Source organism: Paenibacillus sp. P4_A9 (assembly GCF_056402415.1).
This window is the reverse complement of the sequence record NZ_JBFUHL010000002.1, coordinates 320,830-337,595: the sequence shown is the minus strand read 5'-3', so window position 1 is coordinate 337,595 and position 16,766 is coordinate 320,830. Positions and strand designations below refer to the sequence as shown.

Annotated in this window: 16 protein-coding genes, 1 rRNA gene and 1 other RNA gene; 1 reads left to right on the top strand and 17 read right to left on the bottom strand. The window is 45.4% G+C overall.

Going from position 1 to position 16,766, the window contains the following annotated elements; genetic code table 11:
* From AC1DVJ_RS03825 to rpoE, 17 genes are all read right to left on the bottom strand, one after another.
* Positions 1-319: ribosomal RNA gene (locus tag AC1DVJ_RS03825) — 16S ribosomal RNA — on the bottom strand; the annotation flags it as partial.
* A 291-nt stretch (positions 320-610) separates the two neighbouring features.
* Positions 611-832 (bottom strand): pro-sigmaK processing inhibitor BofA family protein, encoded by a 222-nt coding sequence (locus AC1DVJ_RS03820; protein WP_477588499.1) that lies wholly within the window; start codon positions 830-832, stop codon positions 611-613.
* A gap of 51 nt (positions 833-883) precedes the next feature.
* Positions 884-1,168 (bottom strand): DUF2508 family protein, encoded by a 285-nt coding sequence (locus AC1DVJ_RS03815; RefSeq protein WP_477588478.1) that lies wholly within the window; start codon positions 1,166-1,168, stop codon positions 884-886.
* 132 nt (positions 1,169-1,300) lie between these two features.
* Positions 1,301-1,897 (bottom strand): recombination mediator RecR, encoded by a 597-nt coding sequence (recR, locus tag AC1DVJ_RS03810; RefSeq protein ID WP_477588476.1) that lies wholly within the window; start codon positions 1,895-1,897, stop codon positions 1,301-1,303.
* 45 nt (positions 1,898-1,942) lie between these two features.
* Positions 1,943-2,254 carry a YbaB/EbfC family nucleoid-associated protein gene (locus tag AC1DVJ_RS03805; RefSeq protein WP_028555044.1) on the bottom strand — a complete coding sequence of 104 codons (312 nt, stop codon included), beginning with the start codon at positions 2,252-2,254 and terminating at the stop codon, positions 1,943-1,945.
* A gap of 20 nt (positions 2,255-2,274) precedes the next feature.
* Entirely contained in the window at positions 2,275-4,020 is a 1,746-nt protein-coding gene (gene dnaX / locus AC1DVJ_RS03800) for a DNA polymerase III subunit gamma/tau (protein ID WP_477588474.1), read from the bottom strand.
* A 78-nt stretch (positions 4,021-4,098) separates the two neighbouring features.
* Positions 4,099-5,535 (bottom strand): ATP-binding protein, encoded by a 1,437-nt coding sequence (locus AC1DVJ_RS03795; RefSeq protein WP_477588472.1) that lies wholly within the window; start codon positions 5,533-5,535, stop codon positions 4,099-4,101.
* A gap of 174 nt (positions 5,536-5,709) precedes the next feature.
* An RNA gene (ffs, locus tag AC1DVJ_RS03790) (signal recognition particle sRNA large type) lies at positions 5,710-5,973 on the bottom strand.
* 108 nt (positions 5,974-6,081) lie between these two features.
* On the bottom strand, positions 6,082-6,492 hold the full coding sequence (locus tag AC1DVJ_RS03785; RefSeq protein ID WP_477588470.1) for a hypothetical protein: 411 nt from the start codon (positions 6,490-6,492) through the stop codon (positions 6,082-6,084).
* A 91-nt stretch (positions 6,493-6,583) separates the two neighbouring features.
* On the bottom strand, positions 6,584-6,781 hold the full coding sequence (rpmE, locus tag AC1DVJ_RS03780; protein ID WP_056621960.1) for a 50S ribosomal protein L31: 198 nt from the start codon (positions 6,779-6,781) through the stop codon (positions 6,584-6,586).
* Between the two features lie 129 nt (positions 6,782-6,910).
* A complete protein-coding gene (locus tag AC1DVJ_RS03775; protein ID WP_477588468.1) occupies positions 6,911-8,185 on the bottom strand; it encodes a radical SAM family protein in 1,275 nt (424 codons plus the stop codon).
* A gap of 25 nt (positions 8,186-8,210) precedes the next feature.
* Positions 8,211-9,509 (bottom strand): transcription termination factor Rho, encoded by a 1,299-nt coding sequence (rho, locus tag AC1DVJ_RS03770; protein WP_477588467.1) that lies wholly within the window; start codon positions 9,507-9,509, stop codon positions 8,211-8,213.
* A gap of 62 nt (positions 9,510-9,571) precedes the next feature.
* Positions 9,572-10,831, bottom strand: a complete 1,260-nt coding sequence (locus AC1DVJ_RS03765) for a UDP-N-acetylglucosamine 1-carboxyvinyltransferase (protein ID WP_477588498.1) — start codon at positions 10,829-10,831, stop codon at positions 9,572-9,574.
* Positions 10,832-11,066: 235 nt separating this feature from the next.
* Positions 11,067-11,921 (bottom strand): class II fructose-1,6-bisphosphate aldolase, encoded by an 855-nt coding sequence (fba, locus tag AC1DVJ_RS03760; protein ID WP_477588466.1) that lies wholly within the window; start codon positions 11,919-11,921, stop codon positions 11,067-11,069.
* 133 nt (positions 11,922-12,054) lie between these two features.
* Positions 12,055-12,447: a response regulator gene (locus AC1DVJ_RS03755; RefSeq protein ID WP_477588464.1), complete on the bottom strand. Its 393-nt coding sequence runs from the start codon at positions 12,445-12,447 to the stop codon at positions 12,055-12,057.
* A gap of 160 nt (positions 12,448-12,607) precedes the next feature.
* Positions 12,608-14,209, bottom strand: a complete 1,602-nt coding sequence (locus tag AC1DVJ_RS03750) for a CTP synthase (protein ID WP_477588463.1) — start codon at positions 14,207-14,209, stop codon at positions 12,608-12,610.
* Between the two features lie 344 nt (positions 14,210-14,553).
* A complete protein-coding gene (gene rpoE, locus AC1DVJ_RS03745; protein ID WP_477588461.1) occupies positions 14,554-15,132 on the bottom strand; it encodes a DNA-directed RNA polymerase subunit delta in 579 nt (192 codons plus the stop codon).
* 396 nt (positions 15,133-15,528) lie between these two features.
* Here rpoE and AC1DVJ_RS03740 point away from each other — a divergent pair, with 396 nt between their 5' ends.
* Complete coding sequence (locus AC1DVJ_RS03740) at positions 15,529-16,695, top strand: S8 family peptidase (RefSeq protein WP_477588459.1); 1,167 nt, start codon at positions 15,529-15,531, stop codon at positions 16,693-16,695.
* The last annotated feature ends 71 nt before the right edge of the window (positions 16,696-16,766 follow it).

Genomic DNA, 16,766 nt, shown 5'->3' with positions numbered 1-16,766 from the left:
CCAGTGTGGCCGTTCACCCTCTCAGGTCGGCTACGCATCGTCGCCTTGGTGAGCCGTTACCTCACCAACTAGCTAATGCGCCGCAGGCCCATCTTCAAGCCACAGATTGCTCCGTGTTTTATGATTCTCTCATGCGAGAAAACCAGTTATCCGGTCTTAGCTATCGTTTCCGATAGTTATCCCAGTCTTAAAGGCAGGTTACCTACGTGTTACTCACCCGTCCGCCGCTAGCTTACCCCGAAGGATAAACCCGCTCGACTTGCATGTATTAGGCACGCCGCCAGCGTTCGTCCTGAGCCAGGATCAAACTCTCCATAATAGAAAAGCTGAAATGCTCATTTTGATGCTAGCGAGATTTTGCAATCTCTTTTTTGAACGATTGCTCGTTCGTGCTTACTCACTCGTTGTTCAGTTTTCAAAGATCAATCACTCTTGTCCAACCTGCTCTCTCTCGAAAGCCGGAAGATCAATATACCATAGTTACTTTTCTTTTGCAACTTGTTTTTCTCAAGTTACTTTTATTTTTCCGCATGTCTCAGCGGCAACTTTTATAAGATAACACAGATGCCGCAACCGAGTCAACCCAAATGCGAATGTATTATATTTACAATTAAAGCAGTGCCAACTTCACACCAATCAGCAATATTACTCCAGGGATCCCTAATAGAGTAGCCGTCCCTAAGGTGGCCGTATTAATAGGCAGTTCTAAATGCGTATATGAACTCAGTAGATTCAGTATGTATAAGAGAAATGCTGCAACTACCACATTTAAACCTAGTGATGCTACTAGTCTTCCGCCACTGCGGCTCCGAAATACAATCAACACCAACATGAGAGAGGAGAGTACTAGCACCCCCCAAATGGCATATTTGAGAATCACGCTCTACACCTCCATTAAATGATCGCTGTCAATCAGACTTATCCCTAGCTTCTTGGCTTGTTTGATAAGCATTTCAAACCTCTTCTCTGCAGCTTCCATTGCATAGATCGTATAGTCGATCTGATCCTTGTCCAAAGCGAACTCAAAGTGAGCTTGTGCCGCCACCCAAGTCTGATGGGCAGTTCGTATCTCCTGAATCAGCATGATCTTGTCCCGTTTCAGTTCTTCCTGAACAGTCTTCGCTCGCGGACTCTTAAATCCACGCATGCCTAATAGAGCCGGTTTCATAGGCAAACCTCCATTCCTCCCACAATTGGGTTGATTAATACATATGGGAATCATGGAAGTTTCAGAACCATTGCCACTCTTTTATTAGACAGAAAAAAGAGAGCTTCGCAGCTCTCCTTAAGATGTATGCTTTTATAATTCCCTGCGGCCTTCCATCGCCTTGGATAAGGTTACTTCATCCGCATATTCCAAATCGCCGCCAACAGGCAGGCCATGGGCAATACGGGTAATACGCAACCCAAAGGGTTTGATCAGCCTGGATAAGTACATCGCTGTGGCTTCGCCCTCAATGTTCGGATTGGTGGCCAGAATCAATTCCTGCACCGTTTCATCACCCAAACGCTTAAGGAGTTCCGCGATATGAATTTGATCAGGACCTATCCCCTCCATTGGAGATATCGCACCGTGCAGCACATGATAGTAGCCTTCAAATTCTTTGGTTCGCTCCAGAGCAACCAAGTCCTTCGGCTCCTGTACAACACAGATGACGGAATTATCGCGGCTTTTATCCTGACAAATTCGACAAGGATCCACATCGGTAATATTGCAGCAGATGGAGCAATAGTGCAGGTTCCGCTTTACATTAACAAGCGACTTAGCAAAGTCAATCACGTCTTCCTCTTTCATTCGAAGCACGTGAAAGGCTAAGCGTCCCGCTGTCTTAGGTCCTACTCCCGGCAATCGGGAGAAGGCATCGATTAACTTCGCTATCGGTTCGGGGTAATACAAAGGAAGTACTCCTTCATGGTACAGAGTCGTTGGTTCTTCGTTGTCTTAGAACAATCCAGGGATATTCATACCGCCCGTGAATTTGCCCATATCTTTGTTTGCGATTTCTTCTGCTTTGGACATTGCGTCGTTCACAGCAGTCAACACGAGATCTTGCAGCATTTCAACATCGTCTGGATCTACAGCTTCTGGTTTGATCGTGATGCTTTGTACTTTCTTGTGTCCGTTAATGATACAAGTGACTACGCCGCCGCCAGCTGTTCCTTCAATCATTTTCGTTCCTAGTTCTTCTTGAGCCTTCATCATTTGCTCTTGCATTTTCTTTACTTGCTTCATCATCTGGTTCATGTTATTCATAATAGGTCGCTCCCTTATATTTAGTCTTCTTTAATTGTTACTAGATCTTCGCCAAACAATTGGATGGCTTCCGATATTAATTCATCTTTGACCGCGTTACCGCGACCATCTTCAGCTACTAATTCCATCTCTTCAGGCTGGGCGTGCGTTGCATCACTCTTCGCATCATCCCATTCCTTACGCATCAAGGTCAACAAGCGCATCGGTTTACTAAAGACAGAAGAAAGAACTTGTTCAATGATGACTTTATTCTCTGGTTTTTCCGTTGTATTGCGATGCATATCATTCTTGAATGCGACGAGTACAACATCATCTAGCATCGCTACCAGATCGCCATTAACAAACCAAGCGTGAACGGTTATTTTCTTCTCTTTGACATCACCTAGCACTTGACTCCACTTCATCAGCGCGGTCTTCGTCTCAGGACTTTCGGAGGCCTTCAAATACGGATCTAGCTTAAGTCCCGACTTCTTAGATGGTGCCGAGGCAACAGCCACTTTCGCCGCAGGCGCTTGCTTAGAATTATCACCAGAAGCAGCTGTCACTCCCGATTTTACCAGTACTGCTAGCTGATCTTCAAGTTGTTTCATTCTCTGGGTCATCTGAGCGAAAAGATCACCTTGCGATGCACGTCCTCCAGCGTCCTCCAAAGAACGAACAACCGAGCTTCCTTCGACACCGCGATGGCCACCGCTGATTTTCATAACGGCAATTTCGAGCAAGGTCTGTGGTTGCACCGAGTATTTCATCTCACTCTGATAATGGTTCAGCGTTTCAATCATACTCATCATTTCACTTGGCGTGAAGTGACTCGCAATTTCTTTAATCTCTGCCATATCAAAAACGCGCTCGGAGATCACAGGTGAATTCGGCACCATACGCACCATCAGCAAATCGCGGAAATAGTGAATCAAATTTTCGATACACTTGTCTGCGCTCTTCCCCTCTTGCATGAAGGTATCAATTAACTCTAGAGCTGCCCCCAGATTCTGTTCCTTGATATAAGTAACAAGTCTCTTAAATTGATCAGAAGCTATACCGCCTGTAATCGACAAAATATCAGCGAGCTGTATCTCGCCCGTTGCAAAAGACGCAGCCTGATCAAGCAGACTTAACGCATCCCGCATCCCACCGTCGGATAATCTTGCTATATAGTGAAGAGCTTCTTTATCAATTGAAATTCGCTCTTGATCACAAACATACCGTAGACGTCCCACCTCATCCTCCATGGAAACGCGACGGAAATCGAAGCGCTGACAGCGGGAAATGATGGTTGCTGGAATCTTATGAGGCTCCGTTGTCGCCAAAATAAACATAACGTGCGCCGGCGGCTCTTCCAGTGTCTTCAATAAGGCATTGAATGCTTCTGTCGTCAGCATATGCACTTCATCGATAATGTACACTTTCTGCCTAACTTCAGTCGGTGCATATTTAACTTTATCTCGGATATCTCGAATTTCTTCCACACCGCGATTGGAAGCCGCATCGATCTCCACAACGTCCATTACAGCACCTTCCGTGATACGCTCACAGGCAGAGCATTCGTTGCACGGCTCTTCAGAGGGTCCGTTTAAGCAGTTGATGGCTTTGGCTAATATTTTGGCTGTACTTGTTTTACCCGTTCCACGGGGTCCGTTAAACAAATAAGCATGGGTTAGGCGGTTTTCTCGCAAAGAATTCTGCAATGTTTGTGTGATATGCCTCTGTCCGACAACATCACGAAACGTCTGCGACCTCCACGTACGATACAAAGCAATGTGTGCCATATTGTTCCTCTCCAATAATCCCTGCGTGGATTGACTGTATCCATTATACTATAACGCTCCAAGGGATGAAATAGAGGATCACGTATAGGGAATCGTTACGGTGAATGTCGTTCCAAAACCTTTGGAAGCTACGCGGATTGTCCCACCCATATCATGAATGATACGTTGGCATACGGAAAGTCCAAGTCCAGTGCCAGTATCCTTCGTCGTAAAGAAGGGATCAAATATTTTATCAATGACGAACATCGGAATCCCTGAGCCTGTGTCATGAATATCTACACACACATTTCGTTCATTCGTATCCACGCGTTCGGAAATCGTCAAGACCCCACCTTCGGGCATGGCTTCGATCCCATTTTTGCAAACATTCAAGAATACTTGCTTCAATAGCTCATTATCTGCTATCACTTCAGGCAGGTGCGTCGAAGCCTCATAGTGAAGCTGAACATTATAAAGGATTGCTTCATTATGAATAACCGGTACTATGCCATGAAGTACATCCGTAACATGAATACGCTCATAGGCCACATGTTTGGGCTTACTTAGCATCAGGAACTCATTCACCAGTGCATTAATTCGATCAATCTCTCCCAGCATCACATCTGTAAAATTCTGTTCCTTATCCATACCACGGTCACCGAATGTGCGTCGCAGCATCTGTAAGAAGCCTTTGATTGATGTTAACGGATTGCGGATTTCATGCGCCGTACCCGCGGCAATTTGCCCGATCATGGCAAGTCGATCGCTTCGCCAGACCATTTGTTCCAGTGAGCGTATATTGGTAACATCTTTGAAAATAACGTAGGCACCTACAATATTCCCTTGACTATCCTTCAAGACATTAGAATCAAGTAGCAGCTCAAACCGTTCTTGATTGTTCGTCCAGGAAACGGCATGATTGCGGACAATCGCACCATTCAAAATCGTTCGCTGCACGAGCTGATGCTGGCTGGGAACTGTGGCAAAAATGTCATCCAGCGACTTATTACGTATATGCTCTTTCTCCTTGGCCAACATTTGGCAGGCCCGATCACTGATGTCGGCTAGTCGATAATCCATATCAATTAACAAAACACCTAAATTAATATCTTTCAAAAAGGCGTCGGAAAAGCGTTGCAGCAAGTTTAATGCTTTGCCTTCTTCTTTATTTTTCAAAGATAATAGATATATACATTTATTATCGCAGTTCAGTTTGAGCATCGAGAATTGGAAGTAGATCATTCCTCCATTCTTAGCCATCAGAAAGCCATGGGGCCACTCGCCTACATCTGCTTCATGCTTAAAATGAAACTCGTATAACTCACGCAAAGTAGCCCTCACTTTTAAAAAATGAGGGCTTGGAACACCGGTGATTTCATCTGCTGAGTAACCTGAAATTTTCAAGAGCTGATCCGTTGCAAGAAGAATCTTCTCATCCTCATCAACCATCAGCATCCCTGTTTGTATACTAAGATTGAATAACTTCCGTAGTTCGTCTATCGATACCGAGTACATCTGAGGCGAATGAATGGGCATATCAACAGCTCCTTCACTTTCTCTTGTCGAACTATCTTCGAGCGGCATCAGTTCATGTATGTATTGTATAAAGATTCTCTCTAAAGTCATATTTTTCCTGCTAACCACAAAAGAAAAAACGCCACACTTGATGGCGTTTCGGTTATGTGTACATTCATATAAGTTATGATTACACCGTGCACCTGTTATTGATAAAGTGATACAAGCGAACTCTTATCGTTGGCTCAAATCAGGCAGCCCCTCGGCACATGAAACATCTCACTTACGGCTGCTTCCTTCCAGACCTGACCGGGTTCATGAGCATCCATTGCGAAGGACCCAACTCTCAACACCACGTGTAAGAGCCAGACCTCACATCACAGTACCGCTAACAGGAATTCAACCTCGCTACAGCGGATTGCGAGTTACAGGGCACCGCTACCTCCCCGTCTAGCACAGTAAAAATAGTATAGCTGATTCACTGCTAAATAGCAACCGGAGGGAAAATACTACCTAATATAGGGATCTTTAGCGTTAGCTAAGTCTCTCTGGATTAATGCACCACGCTTAGCGATCCATTCTTACATATATTTTATACCGCGGCATATTCGTCTCTAAAGCCATTTGAGCTTGCGACCGCAGCTCCTCAACTTGGGCTGCCGTCAAGGAAGCTTGAGGCTTAATTTTCACGTTGGCTGATGGCCCATTGATGGCGATATTGGTTTTCTCTATGCCTGGCAGCTGAGCAAGCACAGCCTTCATGAGATTGGCATCATCCTCGTAATGATGATACGTCGGATTCAGCGGATTGTTCGGATTTACACTCGTAATGCCTAACATGCCATCTTGCTTATAATTCTGAACCTTATACGTAGAGTCGTCATTCGTTTTCTTGTTGTTTCCCGTCCACATGCCACAACCTACTAAACTCGCTATCAGGACAGCAGCTCCTGTAAGCTTAACTAGACCCTTGAACATAAAAACACCTCCCATTGGACTCTAAGCCTAAGCTTAGGATGACCAAGGGAGGTTGTCTTATGCTGATTGGCAATCAAGCAAATGATGCCAATTAGATTCCGTATTTCTTTTTGAACTTGTCGACACGGCCGCCTACATCGATAAACTTTTGTTTACCTGTGTAGAAAGGATGGCAATTGGAGCAAATCTCAACACGAAGATTTGGCTTGATTGAACCCGTTTCGAACACGTTACCACAAGCGCAAGTCACTGTGGTTGCATGATAAGTAGGATGAATTCCTGCTTTCATTTGGTTCACCTCTTTCCGCCCTGAATCATTTGCTGAAACAGAGTTAATGGACGTACTATTGCATTGTAGCATATTCGCAAGTCTGGATGCAATGGAAAAACAATCGGTTAAACCTTCCACCAAGTTGGTCTATAAAACAGGCGTGAGCGTACGATCGCTTGTATAGAACTTAGGTGTATGAGAATAAGAACCGATCACCACATCTGGTAATTCTTGTTCAAAAATTTCTAGCATTTGCTTCATCCCTAGCAATTCACTCTGAGCCTTAGGGATAATGCTCAAGTAGCTCTCGGGGTCAATATTTAAGTTGCGCATCTGGATCAATTTCAATCCCGTTCTACGTACAAATTCAATCATCGCTTCGATTTCCTCTTCCCGATCGGTAACACCTGGGAACACGAGGTAGTTGATCGATGTGATGACACCTTTATCGGTTGCATACCGGAGAGACTTTTCTACGTTCTTGAGCGTATAGGCCCTTGGCTTGTAGTAGGCGTTGTAGTGATCATCCAAAGCGCTGATCGTACTTACGCGCATGAGGTCGAGTCCAGCATCAACGATACCGCGAATATGGTCCGTAAGGCCCGCATTTGTATTGATATTGATGTATCCCATCTTCGTTTGCTCACGCACTCGCTTGATCGCATCGATAATGATGACAGCCTGCGTGCTCGGTTCTCCTTCGCAGCCTTGTCCGAAGGAGATGATACTTTCCGGCGTCCGCAGATGCTCTAGCATGATCTCCGTAATCTCTTCGACCTTCGGTTTGAAGTTCATCCGCGTTTGCGGAGCAACAAAGCCACTCTCGTCTGGTTGTTCGGATATGCACCCGAAGCACCCTGCGTTACAGGAGTACGAGACGGGGACAGCTCCTTCCCAGCGCTGCAAGAATGTGTTTGAAGCGGTCAAGCACTCGTAGCCCAAAGCGCAATTCGATAGATGCGCATATAAGCGATTCTCGGGATACTTGGCGACCAGCCGTTTGACTTCAACCTCGAGCTCATCCGGGTCACAATGAATCGGATTCCAAAAGTACGGATTATCTGTCAGCCGCGCGGCCACGTAGAAGCTGTCATCTTTCCATACCACAGCTGTGTAACCGAATAAAGGCAGTGCCTTCGTCTTATCAGATTTCACATACCCTGGGAGGAGAAGTCTTGTGAAGCCCTGCGGAAGCAGTGCTCCAACGGCGTGATAATCCCCATCCACCAGCTTCATCTCACCGGTTACAGCGTCAATGCCAACAGGACGAGTGAAGGGCAGACTAACGAGTGTGGATCCCTCTGGCAGAGGGATCAGTTCTTCATCTAATATTTCGGTGATCATTTCTGCATTTCGACCTAGGGCCAAATAATCAGGATGATCAAATACGTTTCCTTGTGAATCTGAATAAACCAAGTTCATAACGGTACTCCCTTTGTACTAAAGCTTAAGATGCTGAGTTTTTGACTTTGCCTTTATTCGGTCCTGAGGACGATCCCGCAGACGGGGAGTTCAGCGAGTCCAAAAACTCTTGATTCGTCTTCGTATCCGCAAGCTTCTTAATAAAGGTTTCAGTATATTCATGTGAATCATTCATGCCTTTGCGAAGTGCCCATACTTTCTCGAGTTCATCTTTGCCCAGCAACGCTTCCTCACGGCGAGTCCCTGAACGACGAATGTCAATAGCAGGGAAAATACGGCGCTCAGCCATTTTACGATCAAGGTGAAGCTCTAGATTGCCTGTCCCTTTAAATTCTTCATAAATGACATCATCCATACGTGAGCCGGTTTCTACGAGTGCTGTAGCAAGAATAGTCAAGCTGCCGCCCTCTTCAATGTTACGAGCAGCTCCGAAAAAGCGCTTGGGGCGGTGGAAAGCCGCGGGGTCAACACCACCGGACAGCGTCCGGCCTGAAGGCGGTACTACGAGGTTATACGCCCTTGCTAAGCGCGTAATACTATCGAGCAGGATAACGACATCTTTCTTATGTTCAACTAGACGCATAGCGCGTTCTAAGACAAGTTCTGCAACTTTAATGTGATTCTCTGGAAGTTCATCGAAGGTCGAAGCCACAACTTCTCCTTTGACAGAGCGCTGCATATCGGTAACTTCCTCGGGACGCTCGTCAATCAGCAGTACGAATAGTTCAATCTCTGGATAATTCGTAGAAATACTATTCGCAATTTCTTTGAGCAGCAATGTTTTACCCGCTTTAGGCGGTGCAACAACGAGCCCACGTTGGCCAAGACCAACAGGCGCAAGCAAGTCCATTATTCGCATGGAAATCTTGTTTGGCTCCGTCTCAAGCGTAATCCGCGTATCCGGATAAAGAGGTGTCAACGCCGGGAAATGCAAGCGCTCCGCTGCTGTTTCCGGTTTCTCACCGTTGACAGCTTCCACTTGGAGAAGTCCATAGTAACGCTCATTCTCCTTAGGCGGTCGACATTTACCAGATACGATATCACCTGAGCGCAAATCAAATTTGCGAATTTGAGAGGCTGAAATATAGATATCCTCTGAGCTAGGAAGGTAGTTAATCGGACGCAAGAATCCAAACCCTTCCTGCAAAATTTCCAGAACACCTTGCATGAACAAGAATCCACTCTCTGCAGCCTGTGCGCGTAAAATGGCAAAAATGAGTTCTCTTTTCTTCAACGTACCGTAATAAGGGATCTGATGTTTCTTAGCTAGTTTATATAATTCAGTAAGCTTGAGTACTTCAAGCTCAGCAAGCTGCATGCTCATGTTTCAACCACCAAACTATTAAATTTTCAATTGGATTCTAGCATTGCCTGTTGTTTGGTACTTTATTCCTCGTTCTCACGCCAAACTTCCGCACCTAGGGAAGATAGATTAAATACTAAATTTTCGTAACCACGGTCGATAAACTCCACACCAGATACTTCCGTCACCCCACCTGTCATAACACTTAGGCCTGCGATGACCAAAGCAGCTCCTGCGCGCAAATCCGTCGCTCTTACTTTGGCTGAACTCAGCTGCGATCCCTCAATGATGGCGGAACGCCCTTCAACCTTCATTTTTGCGCCCATGCGTACAAGCTCTGGGATATGCTTAAAACGATTGCTATATACATGATCCGTTAATATACTTACACCTTTGGCTTGGCAAAGTAAGCTAGCCATAGGAGATTGCAGATCCGTTGCAAACCCTGGGTAAATTAATGCTTTCACATCTACGCTTTCATAAATAGGCTGACCTACAATGCGAATGGATTCGTCCATTTCGTAAACATGAACACCCATCTCTTGCAGCTTCGCCGTAAGTGCCTCCAGATGTTTGGGAATCACATTATCTACCGTTACATCACCGCGCGTCGCCGCTGCAGCAATCATATACGTTCCCGCTTGAATACGGTCCGGGATAATGGAATGACGGCAGCCATGAAGTCCAGAGACCCCTTCAATACGAATCGTATCTGTACCAGCTCCCTTAATTTTCGCACCCATCGAATTCAAAAGTGTTGCCACATCTATAATTTCAGGCTCTTTCGCCGCATTTTCAATCGTAGTTAATCCTTTGGCACGCGAAGCAGCTAGCATGATATTAATCGTAGCCCCAACACTTGCCATGTCCAAATAAATCTTAGCCCCGCGCAGTTCCTTCGCACGAATATGAAGGGCTCCGTTTTCGTTGCTTACCACAGCACCCAAAGCTTCAAAACCTTTAATGTGCAAGTCAATCGGACGCGGTTCAAAATTACACCCACCTGGAAGGCCAATTGTCGCCTCTCCAAATCTACCCAAAAGAGCTCCCATCAAATAATACGATGCCCGCAGCTTCTTCACTTTGCCATTCGGCATCGCAAGAGATTTCATTTGACTTGGATCAATCGTCATCCGATCTTCGTTCCAATCGATTGTAGCGCCTAAATCAGTCAATATTTCTGTATATATAGCCACATCACTTAAATGCGGAAGGTTATCCAACGTTACTGGTGTTTCTGCAAGTACTGCGGCAGGAATAAGTGCAATCGCACTATTCTTTGCTCCACTAATCTGAACTGTCCCCCGTAGTGGGCGTCCACCGACCACCATTAATTTCTCCAACATACTTCTCCCCCTAAACCAGGTGCCTTCTCACTAACATTTAATCCCTACATCCTATAAATTCCACAAACATTCGACAAAATCCACAAAAAAAGAAGCAAAAGTATGAAGCTCATACTTGGTTATCAACAAATAGAAGAAGGAAACGCACGTAACGACACAGACAGATGGCAACGATTGTCGACCATCCACCTGTGAATTACTGCATTTCCTACCCTGTCTATACAATTTGGAATTAAGCTTGGTTGCTGCTTCCGAACAATTGAATTTTGGATTTTACTACTTCGATCATAGCGTTACGAGCTGGGGTTAGATATTTACGAGGATCATAAATTTTAGCATCTTTGTTCAGAGCTGCGCGGATGTTCTCTGTGCATGCCACTTGATTCTCTGTGTTCACGTTGATTTTACCAACGCCTGCTGCAATGGATCTACGGATCATTTCGTCTGGAACGCCAGATCCACCGTGCAATACAACTGGAACTGGGATTGCTTTGGAAACTGCTTCTATAATATCAAAGTGAATGTTTGGCTCACCAGCGTACATACCATGTGCAGTACCTACTGCGATTGCCAAACAATCCACGCCTGTTTCTTCGTAGAAACGGATCGCTTCTTCTGGTTTTGCAAGGTTAGCGTGCTCTTCATCAACGGAAATGTCATCCTCAACGCCACCGATTGTTCCAAGCTCACCCTCAACGGATACGCCCATTGCACGAGCAGCTTTAACAACTTCTTTCGTCAAACGAATGTTTTCTTCGAAAGAATAGTGGGAACCATCAAACATAACGGAGCTGAATCCTGCACGGATACATTTCATTGCTACTTCAAACGAACTACCATGATCTAAGTGCAAAGCGATCGGAAGACCGGATTTCTTAGCTGCTGCTTCTGCAATAGCTACGGTAAACTCGATACCCATATACTTCAGTGCGCCTTCGCTAACACCATAAATGAACGGGGATTTCAGTTCGATTGCAGCTTCAACAATCGCTTGAGCGAACTCAAGGTTGTTCATGTTAAATTGTCCTACCGCGAACTTGTTCGCTTTTGCCTTAGGTAAAAATTCATTCATTGAAACCAATGCCATGTTTCTCTTCCTCCTAGAACCTTCTTTAGTAGATGCGCATACCGCTCTCTGTCATACCTGAGTTATTATAGCACATAACTTTTCAAATGATAACCAAGCCTTTATTTATCCAAAACAAAAAAAGACCCTATAACTAGGATCCTACGGCGAAACCACTGCTTGATTCATTATTCAATTGCATATTTACAGCCAGTCGCAGCTCATCAATATCAAACGGCTTCGTAAAATGCATAATCGCACCTAAATCCGTCGCTTCTTTGATCATATCAAGTTCACCATACGCCGTCATCATGATCACTTTGATAGACACATCAATTTCTTTGACATGTTTCAAAATATCAAGTCCGTCCATACCGGGAATTTTCATATCTAGTAGTATTAGGTCAGGTGAAACATTTCTCACGATATCCAAGGCCAACTTGCCATTGGAGGCTTGATAGGTGTCGTACCCTTCGGTACTGAACACTTCCATGAGGAGTACACGAATTCCATTTTGATCATCCACTACCAATACTTTCTTCTTCATCAGCTCAGTCCCCTTCCGAAAACGAATAACAAGTTCCAATCCTATGAGTCAAGGTATTCGCTATTCATTTTCGTTTTCCTTCTGAGGAGAGCATCTTTTTGAAAAGTTTTACATAAAAGTTGATTAACAGGAGACGAATCCCCTGCATCGCAACGTAAATTTAACGAGCTATCGATTGTGCAGCTCTCACGAATTCACGGAAAAGCGGCTGTGGACGGTTCGGACGGGATGTAAATTCTGGGTGGAATTGTACAGCCAAGAACCAAGGGTGACCAGGAAGCTCTACCATCTCAACCAGACGACCATCTGGTGATGTACCTGAAATACGCAAGCCAGCGGATTCAATCAACTCACGGTATTCGTTATTAAATTCATACCGATGGCGATGCCTTTCATAAACAAGCTCATCATTATACGTAGTAGCAGCTAGTGAACCCGGAGTCAGCTTACAAGGGTATAGACCTAAACGCATCGTACCGCCTAGATTCTCAATATCCTTTTGCTCTGGCAATAGATCGATAACTGGATACGCCGTTGTTGGATTAATCTCGGAGCTATTCGCGCCATCCAAACCACAAACAGAACGTGCGTATTCGATAACAGCGACCTGCATCCCCAAACAAATGCCGAAGAAAGGAATTTCTTTCTCACGCGCATAGCGAATTGCCGCTACTTTCCCTTCAATCCCGCGATCACCAAATCCACCTGGAACGAGAATACCTTGCACACCAGAGAGAAGCGAATGCACGTTATGATCATAGATATCTTCGGCATTAACCCAGCGGATATCAATCTCGGAATCATTATCGATACCAGCATGTCCTAGTGCTTCAACAATACTAAGGTAGGCATCATGAAGCGCTACGTACTTCCCTACGATGGCAATTTCCGTCTTCTTCGTCAAGGATTTCACCTTACGAACGAGACTTTCCCATTCCTTCATATCCGGTTCATTCGTATTAAGCTTCAAATGATTCACAACGTAATCATCCAATCCTTGCTCACGAAGCATCATCGGCACTTCATAAAGGGTTTCTGCATCTTTACATTCGATCACTGCTGCTGGATCGATATCGCAGAACAAAGCAAGCTTACGCTTCATATCTTCGGTCAACGAATGCTCGGTACGGCAAACGATCACATGTGGTTGAATACCTAAGCCGCGTAGCTCTTTAACGCTATGCTGCGTTGGTTTTGTTTTGACTTCTCCAGCTGCTTTGATATAAGGAATCAGCGTAACGTGAATGTACATGACGTTCTCGCGGCCGATATCATTTTTCATTTGACGAATCGCTTCAAGGAACGGCAAGCTCTCGATATCCCCTACAGTACCACCAATTTCAGTGATAACGACATCGGACCCAGCTTCACGACCTGCGCGAATAACACGCTCTTTAATCTCATTGGTAATGTGCGGGATAACCTGAACAGTGCCGCCAAGGTACTCGCCTCTGCGCTCTTTGGTAATAACGGAGGAGTAGACCTTACCTGATGTCACGTTCGAGCTTTTGGATAAGTTAATGTCGATAAAACGCTCATAATGACCTAAATCCAAATCCGTTTCCGCACCATCATCGGTTACGAAAACTTCACCGTGCTGGTAAGGACTCATTGTTCCAGGGTCCACGTTAATATAAGGATCGAACTTCTGGATCGTTACTTTCAAACCTCTGTTCTTGAGCAGTCTTCCTAAGGAAGCTGCGGTAATTCCTTTGCCAAGGGATGAAACTACGCCCCCCGTAACGAAAATGTATTTTGTCACTATGTACGCCTCCTTAAATTTGTAAGCATCAGCTTTAGATTTCGCCAGAATACCGGCATCGTTATTACATGAAAATAATTGTGAAAAGGTTTCTAAAAGTTTTCGCTAGAAAACTGACTTGTAAGCATACGCTCTGTGGTGTTGCCAGAACAAAGGTGTATGAGCATTAGCTTCTGCTAAATAAGTGTTTTCATGAACAAATCACAAAAAAAAAGCACAAAAAAACAAAAAAAAGTGACACCCGTAGTGACGGGGCACTTTTTGAACGCATGCGCGAATTGTTAAGATTCTTTTAAAGCCCATGCAATAGTTTACTCTGAACGCGTAGTGACTGTCAAGACAAGTTATTTGTCGTCTTCGTCGTCCAACTCATCGTCCTCAGTGTCATCGGATTCCGCGTCTAAATCATCGTCGTCCTCAGTGTCATCGGTCTCTTCGATACCCGCTTCACCAAGATCCTCTTCGATTTCTTCGTCTTCGAAGAATTCAGTATCCTCTTCCGCTTCTTCTTCCTCTTCGGTTTCGGTACCAAATGCATCATACTCGTCTTCTTCTGCGTATGTATCTTCTTCTTCCGCGTAGACGTCTTCATCCAAATCATCATCTTCATCGTTAATGATTCTAGGACGCTTCGCATTTCCAACTGCATCGTCGGATTTCTCAACTGGATACCAACGCTTCAAGCCCCATAGGTTCGTTCCTACGCAAGCAAAACGTCCATCGATGTTGATCTCCGTATATAGTTGGGCGATCACTTGCATGACATTATCTTCGGAAAGCCCTTTTATTTTAGCAATTTCAGCCATAAGTTCACGGTAATAAAACGGCGTATTCGCCGACTTCAGCAATTCGAACGCCAAATCCACCATGGGCATTTCGCGTGCTTGCTCTGTGGTGATTTTGAGTGTGTATTCGCTGCTCATCTAAGGCACATCCTTTTCGATCATTTCTTGACTACGTTATCTACCATAACCAATATCTTCATTAAGTAAAACCTATTTTTTCTAAAATTGCAACTACCCCACAATAAACGGCTGCTTAGAATCTAAAAATACCCATGAAATGAATACAAGCGAAGGTCCCCCTCCGCCTGCGACTGTACCCAAAGGAACCGTCTGCTGATGAACAGATGACGTTTCCACTACCTGAGAAAGAGACACTCCTGCCCGCGCCTCTCTATGTATCCTATGTTGAACCTACGCATCTGACACGGCTTTGCACCCATTTATTTCTATAAAGGCGATGACACGGTCAAGTGAGATGACCTGTACATAGGATAGGGGAGATACGATCATATGTTGTAACGGGGGGATGGCACGATGGATATAGCCACCTTTCTTCATCTGCTTCATGAAGATCTGGGTCTCACTAAACAGCCAGCTAAAAAATATCTCATCCATTTCACCTCAAAGACGGACTACTTCGCCTGCAAATCAGAGCTCCTCCGAATGATGTCTGAGCTCCCCGGCTTATCTATGGTTCAGCCTTTAGACATTATTCACGCCTTCTCCTGCAAGCTGTGTCCAGATACAAAACTCAGAAGCTTTGCCAGCACGACACGTATCGAAGAGGATACGAAATTAATTATAAATAAAGGTAAAGGCAGAAAAACCATTCCGAAACGGGCTAGTATCTTATCCAGTTCACGTACGCGCACGATTCCTTGGGGGGTTGATCAAATCGGTGCTCCTGAAATCTGGAGCAAATCCGTCGGGCAAAATATTCACATCGGCGTCATTGATACCGGCATCGATTTCAAACATCCTGATTTACGGAACTCGATTTCGCAAGGCATCAACTTATTAAATCGCAGACTGCTGCCCCATGATGATAACGGACATGGTACACACATCGCGGGTACGATCGCGGCGACAGGCCGTAATTCCGGCATAGTTGGTGTAGCGCCCCGGGCGATTATTCATCCCGTTAAAGCTTTTGATCAAAATGGAAGCGCCTATGTGTCCGACATCATTGCCGGTATCGATTGGTGCGTCCAAAATGACCTCGATATTATTAATATGAGTTTCGGCATGAAGACGTACAATCCCACGCTGGAGCAGGCGGTTCTTAACGCCTACTACAGAGGTAAGGTTATCGTAGCCTCTTCCGGTAATGACGGCAGAAAGAAAACCATTGATTACCCCGCTCGGTTTGCCCAAGTTGTCTCCGTCGGGGCGACAACACGGACCGGCAAGATTGCTCCCTTCAGCAATCGAGGAACACAAATCGATATCTATGCTCCCGGTGAGCGTGTGTATTCCGCTTGGCTAGGCGGCAAATATAATGAGCTTAGCGGCACTTCGATGGCAACAGCGCATGTAAGCGGTGTAATCGCTTTAATGCTTTCGCTGCGATCCATGTCGCCAGCCCAAATTAAGAGCGCGCTGCGCCGCTGCTCGTTCCCTTTGAACAAGCGCGCGAACGCTCGCTGGCAGCCAGGGCAATTGAATGCCCAGCGAGCGATACGCGCAGCTGGGCAGGAATAAATGGCGCTTAGGCGCAGGGGACCTCTGCGCTTGGAAAGTGAATAAGCTCCCCTTGTGACCAGCGGTCAAGG

Excerpts from the sequence above, each read along its gene's own strand:
- AC1DVJ_RS03820 (WP_477588499.1), bottom strand. The coding sequence starts at position 832 with ATGTTGGTGTTGATTGTATTTCGGAGCCGCAGTGGCGGAAGACTAGTA.
- AC1DVJ_RS03815 (WP_477588478.1), bottom strand. The coding sequence starts at position 1,168 with ATGAAACCGGCTCTATTAGGCATGCGTGGATTTAAGAGTCCGCGAGCG.
- AC1DVJ_RS03805 (WP_028555044.1), bottom strand. The coding sequence starts at position 2,254 with ATGAATAACATGAACCAGATGATGAAGCAAGTAAAGAAAATGCAAGAG.
- dnaX (WP_477588474.1), bottom strand. The coding sequence starts at position 4,020 with ATGGCACACATTGCTTTGTATCGTACGTGGAGGTCGCAGACGTTTCGT.
- AC1DVJ_RS03795 (WP_477588472.1), bottom strand. The coding sequence starts at position 5,535 with ATGCCCATTCATTCGCCTCAGATGTACTCGGTATCGATAGACGAACTA.
- AC1DVJ_RS03785 (WP_477588470.1), bottom strand. The coding sequence starts at position 6,492 with ATGTTCAAGGGTCTAGTTAAGCTTACAGGAGCTGCTGTCCTGATAGCG.
- rpmE (WP_056621960.1), bottom strand. The coding sequence starts at position 6,781 with ATGAAAGCAGGAATTCATCCTACTTATCATGCAACCACAGTGACTTGC.
- AC1DVJ_RS03775 (WP_477588468.1), bottom strand. The coding sequence starts at position 8,185 with ATGAACTTGGTTTATTCAGATTCACAAGGAAACGTATTTGATCATCCT.
- rho (WP_477588467.1), bottom strand. The coding sequence starts at position 9,509 with ATGAGCATGCAGCTTGCTGAGCTTGAAGTACTCAAGCTTACTGAATTA.
- fba (WP_477588466.1), bottom strand. The coding sequence starts at position 11,921 with ATGGCATTGGTTTCAATGAATGAATTTTTACCTAAGGCAAAAGCGAAC.
- AC1DVJ_RS03755 (WP_477588464.1), bottom strand. The coding sequence starts at position 12,447 with ATGAAGAAGAAAGTATTGGTAGTGGATGATCAAAATGGAATTCGTGTA.
- rpoE (WP_477588461.1), bottom strand. The coding sequence starts at position 15,132 with ATGAGCAGCGAATACACACTCAAAATCACCACAGAGCAAGCACGCGAA.
- AC1DVJ_RS03740 (WP_477588459.1), top strand. The coding sequence starts at position 15,529 with ATGGATATAGCCACCTTTCTTCATCTGCTTCATGAAGATCTGGGTCTC.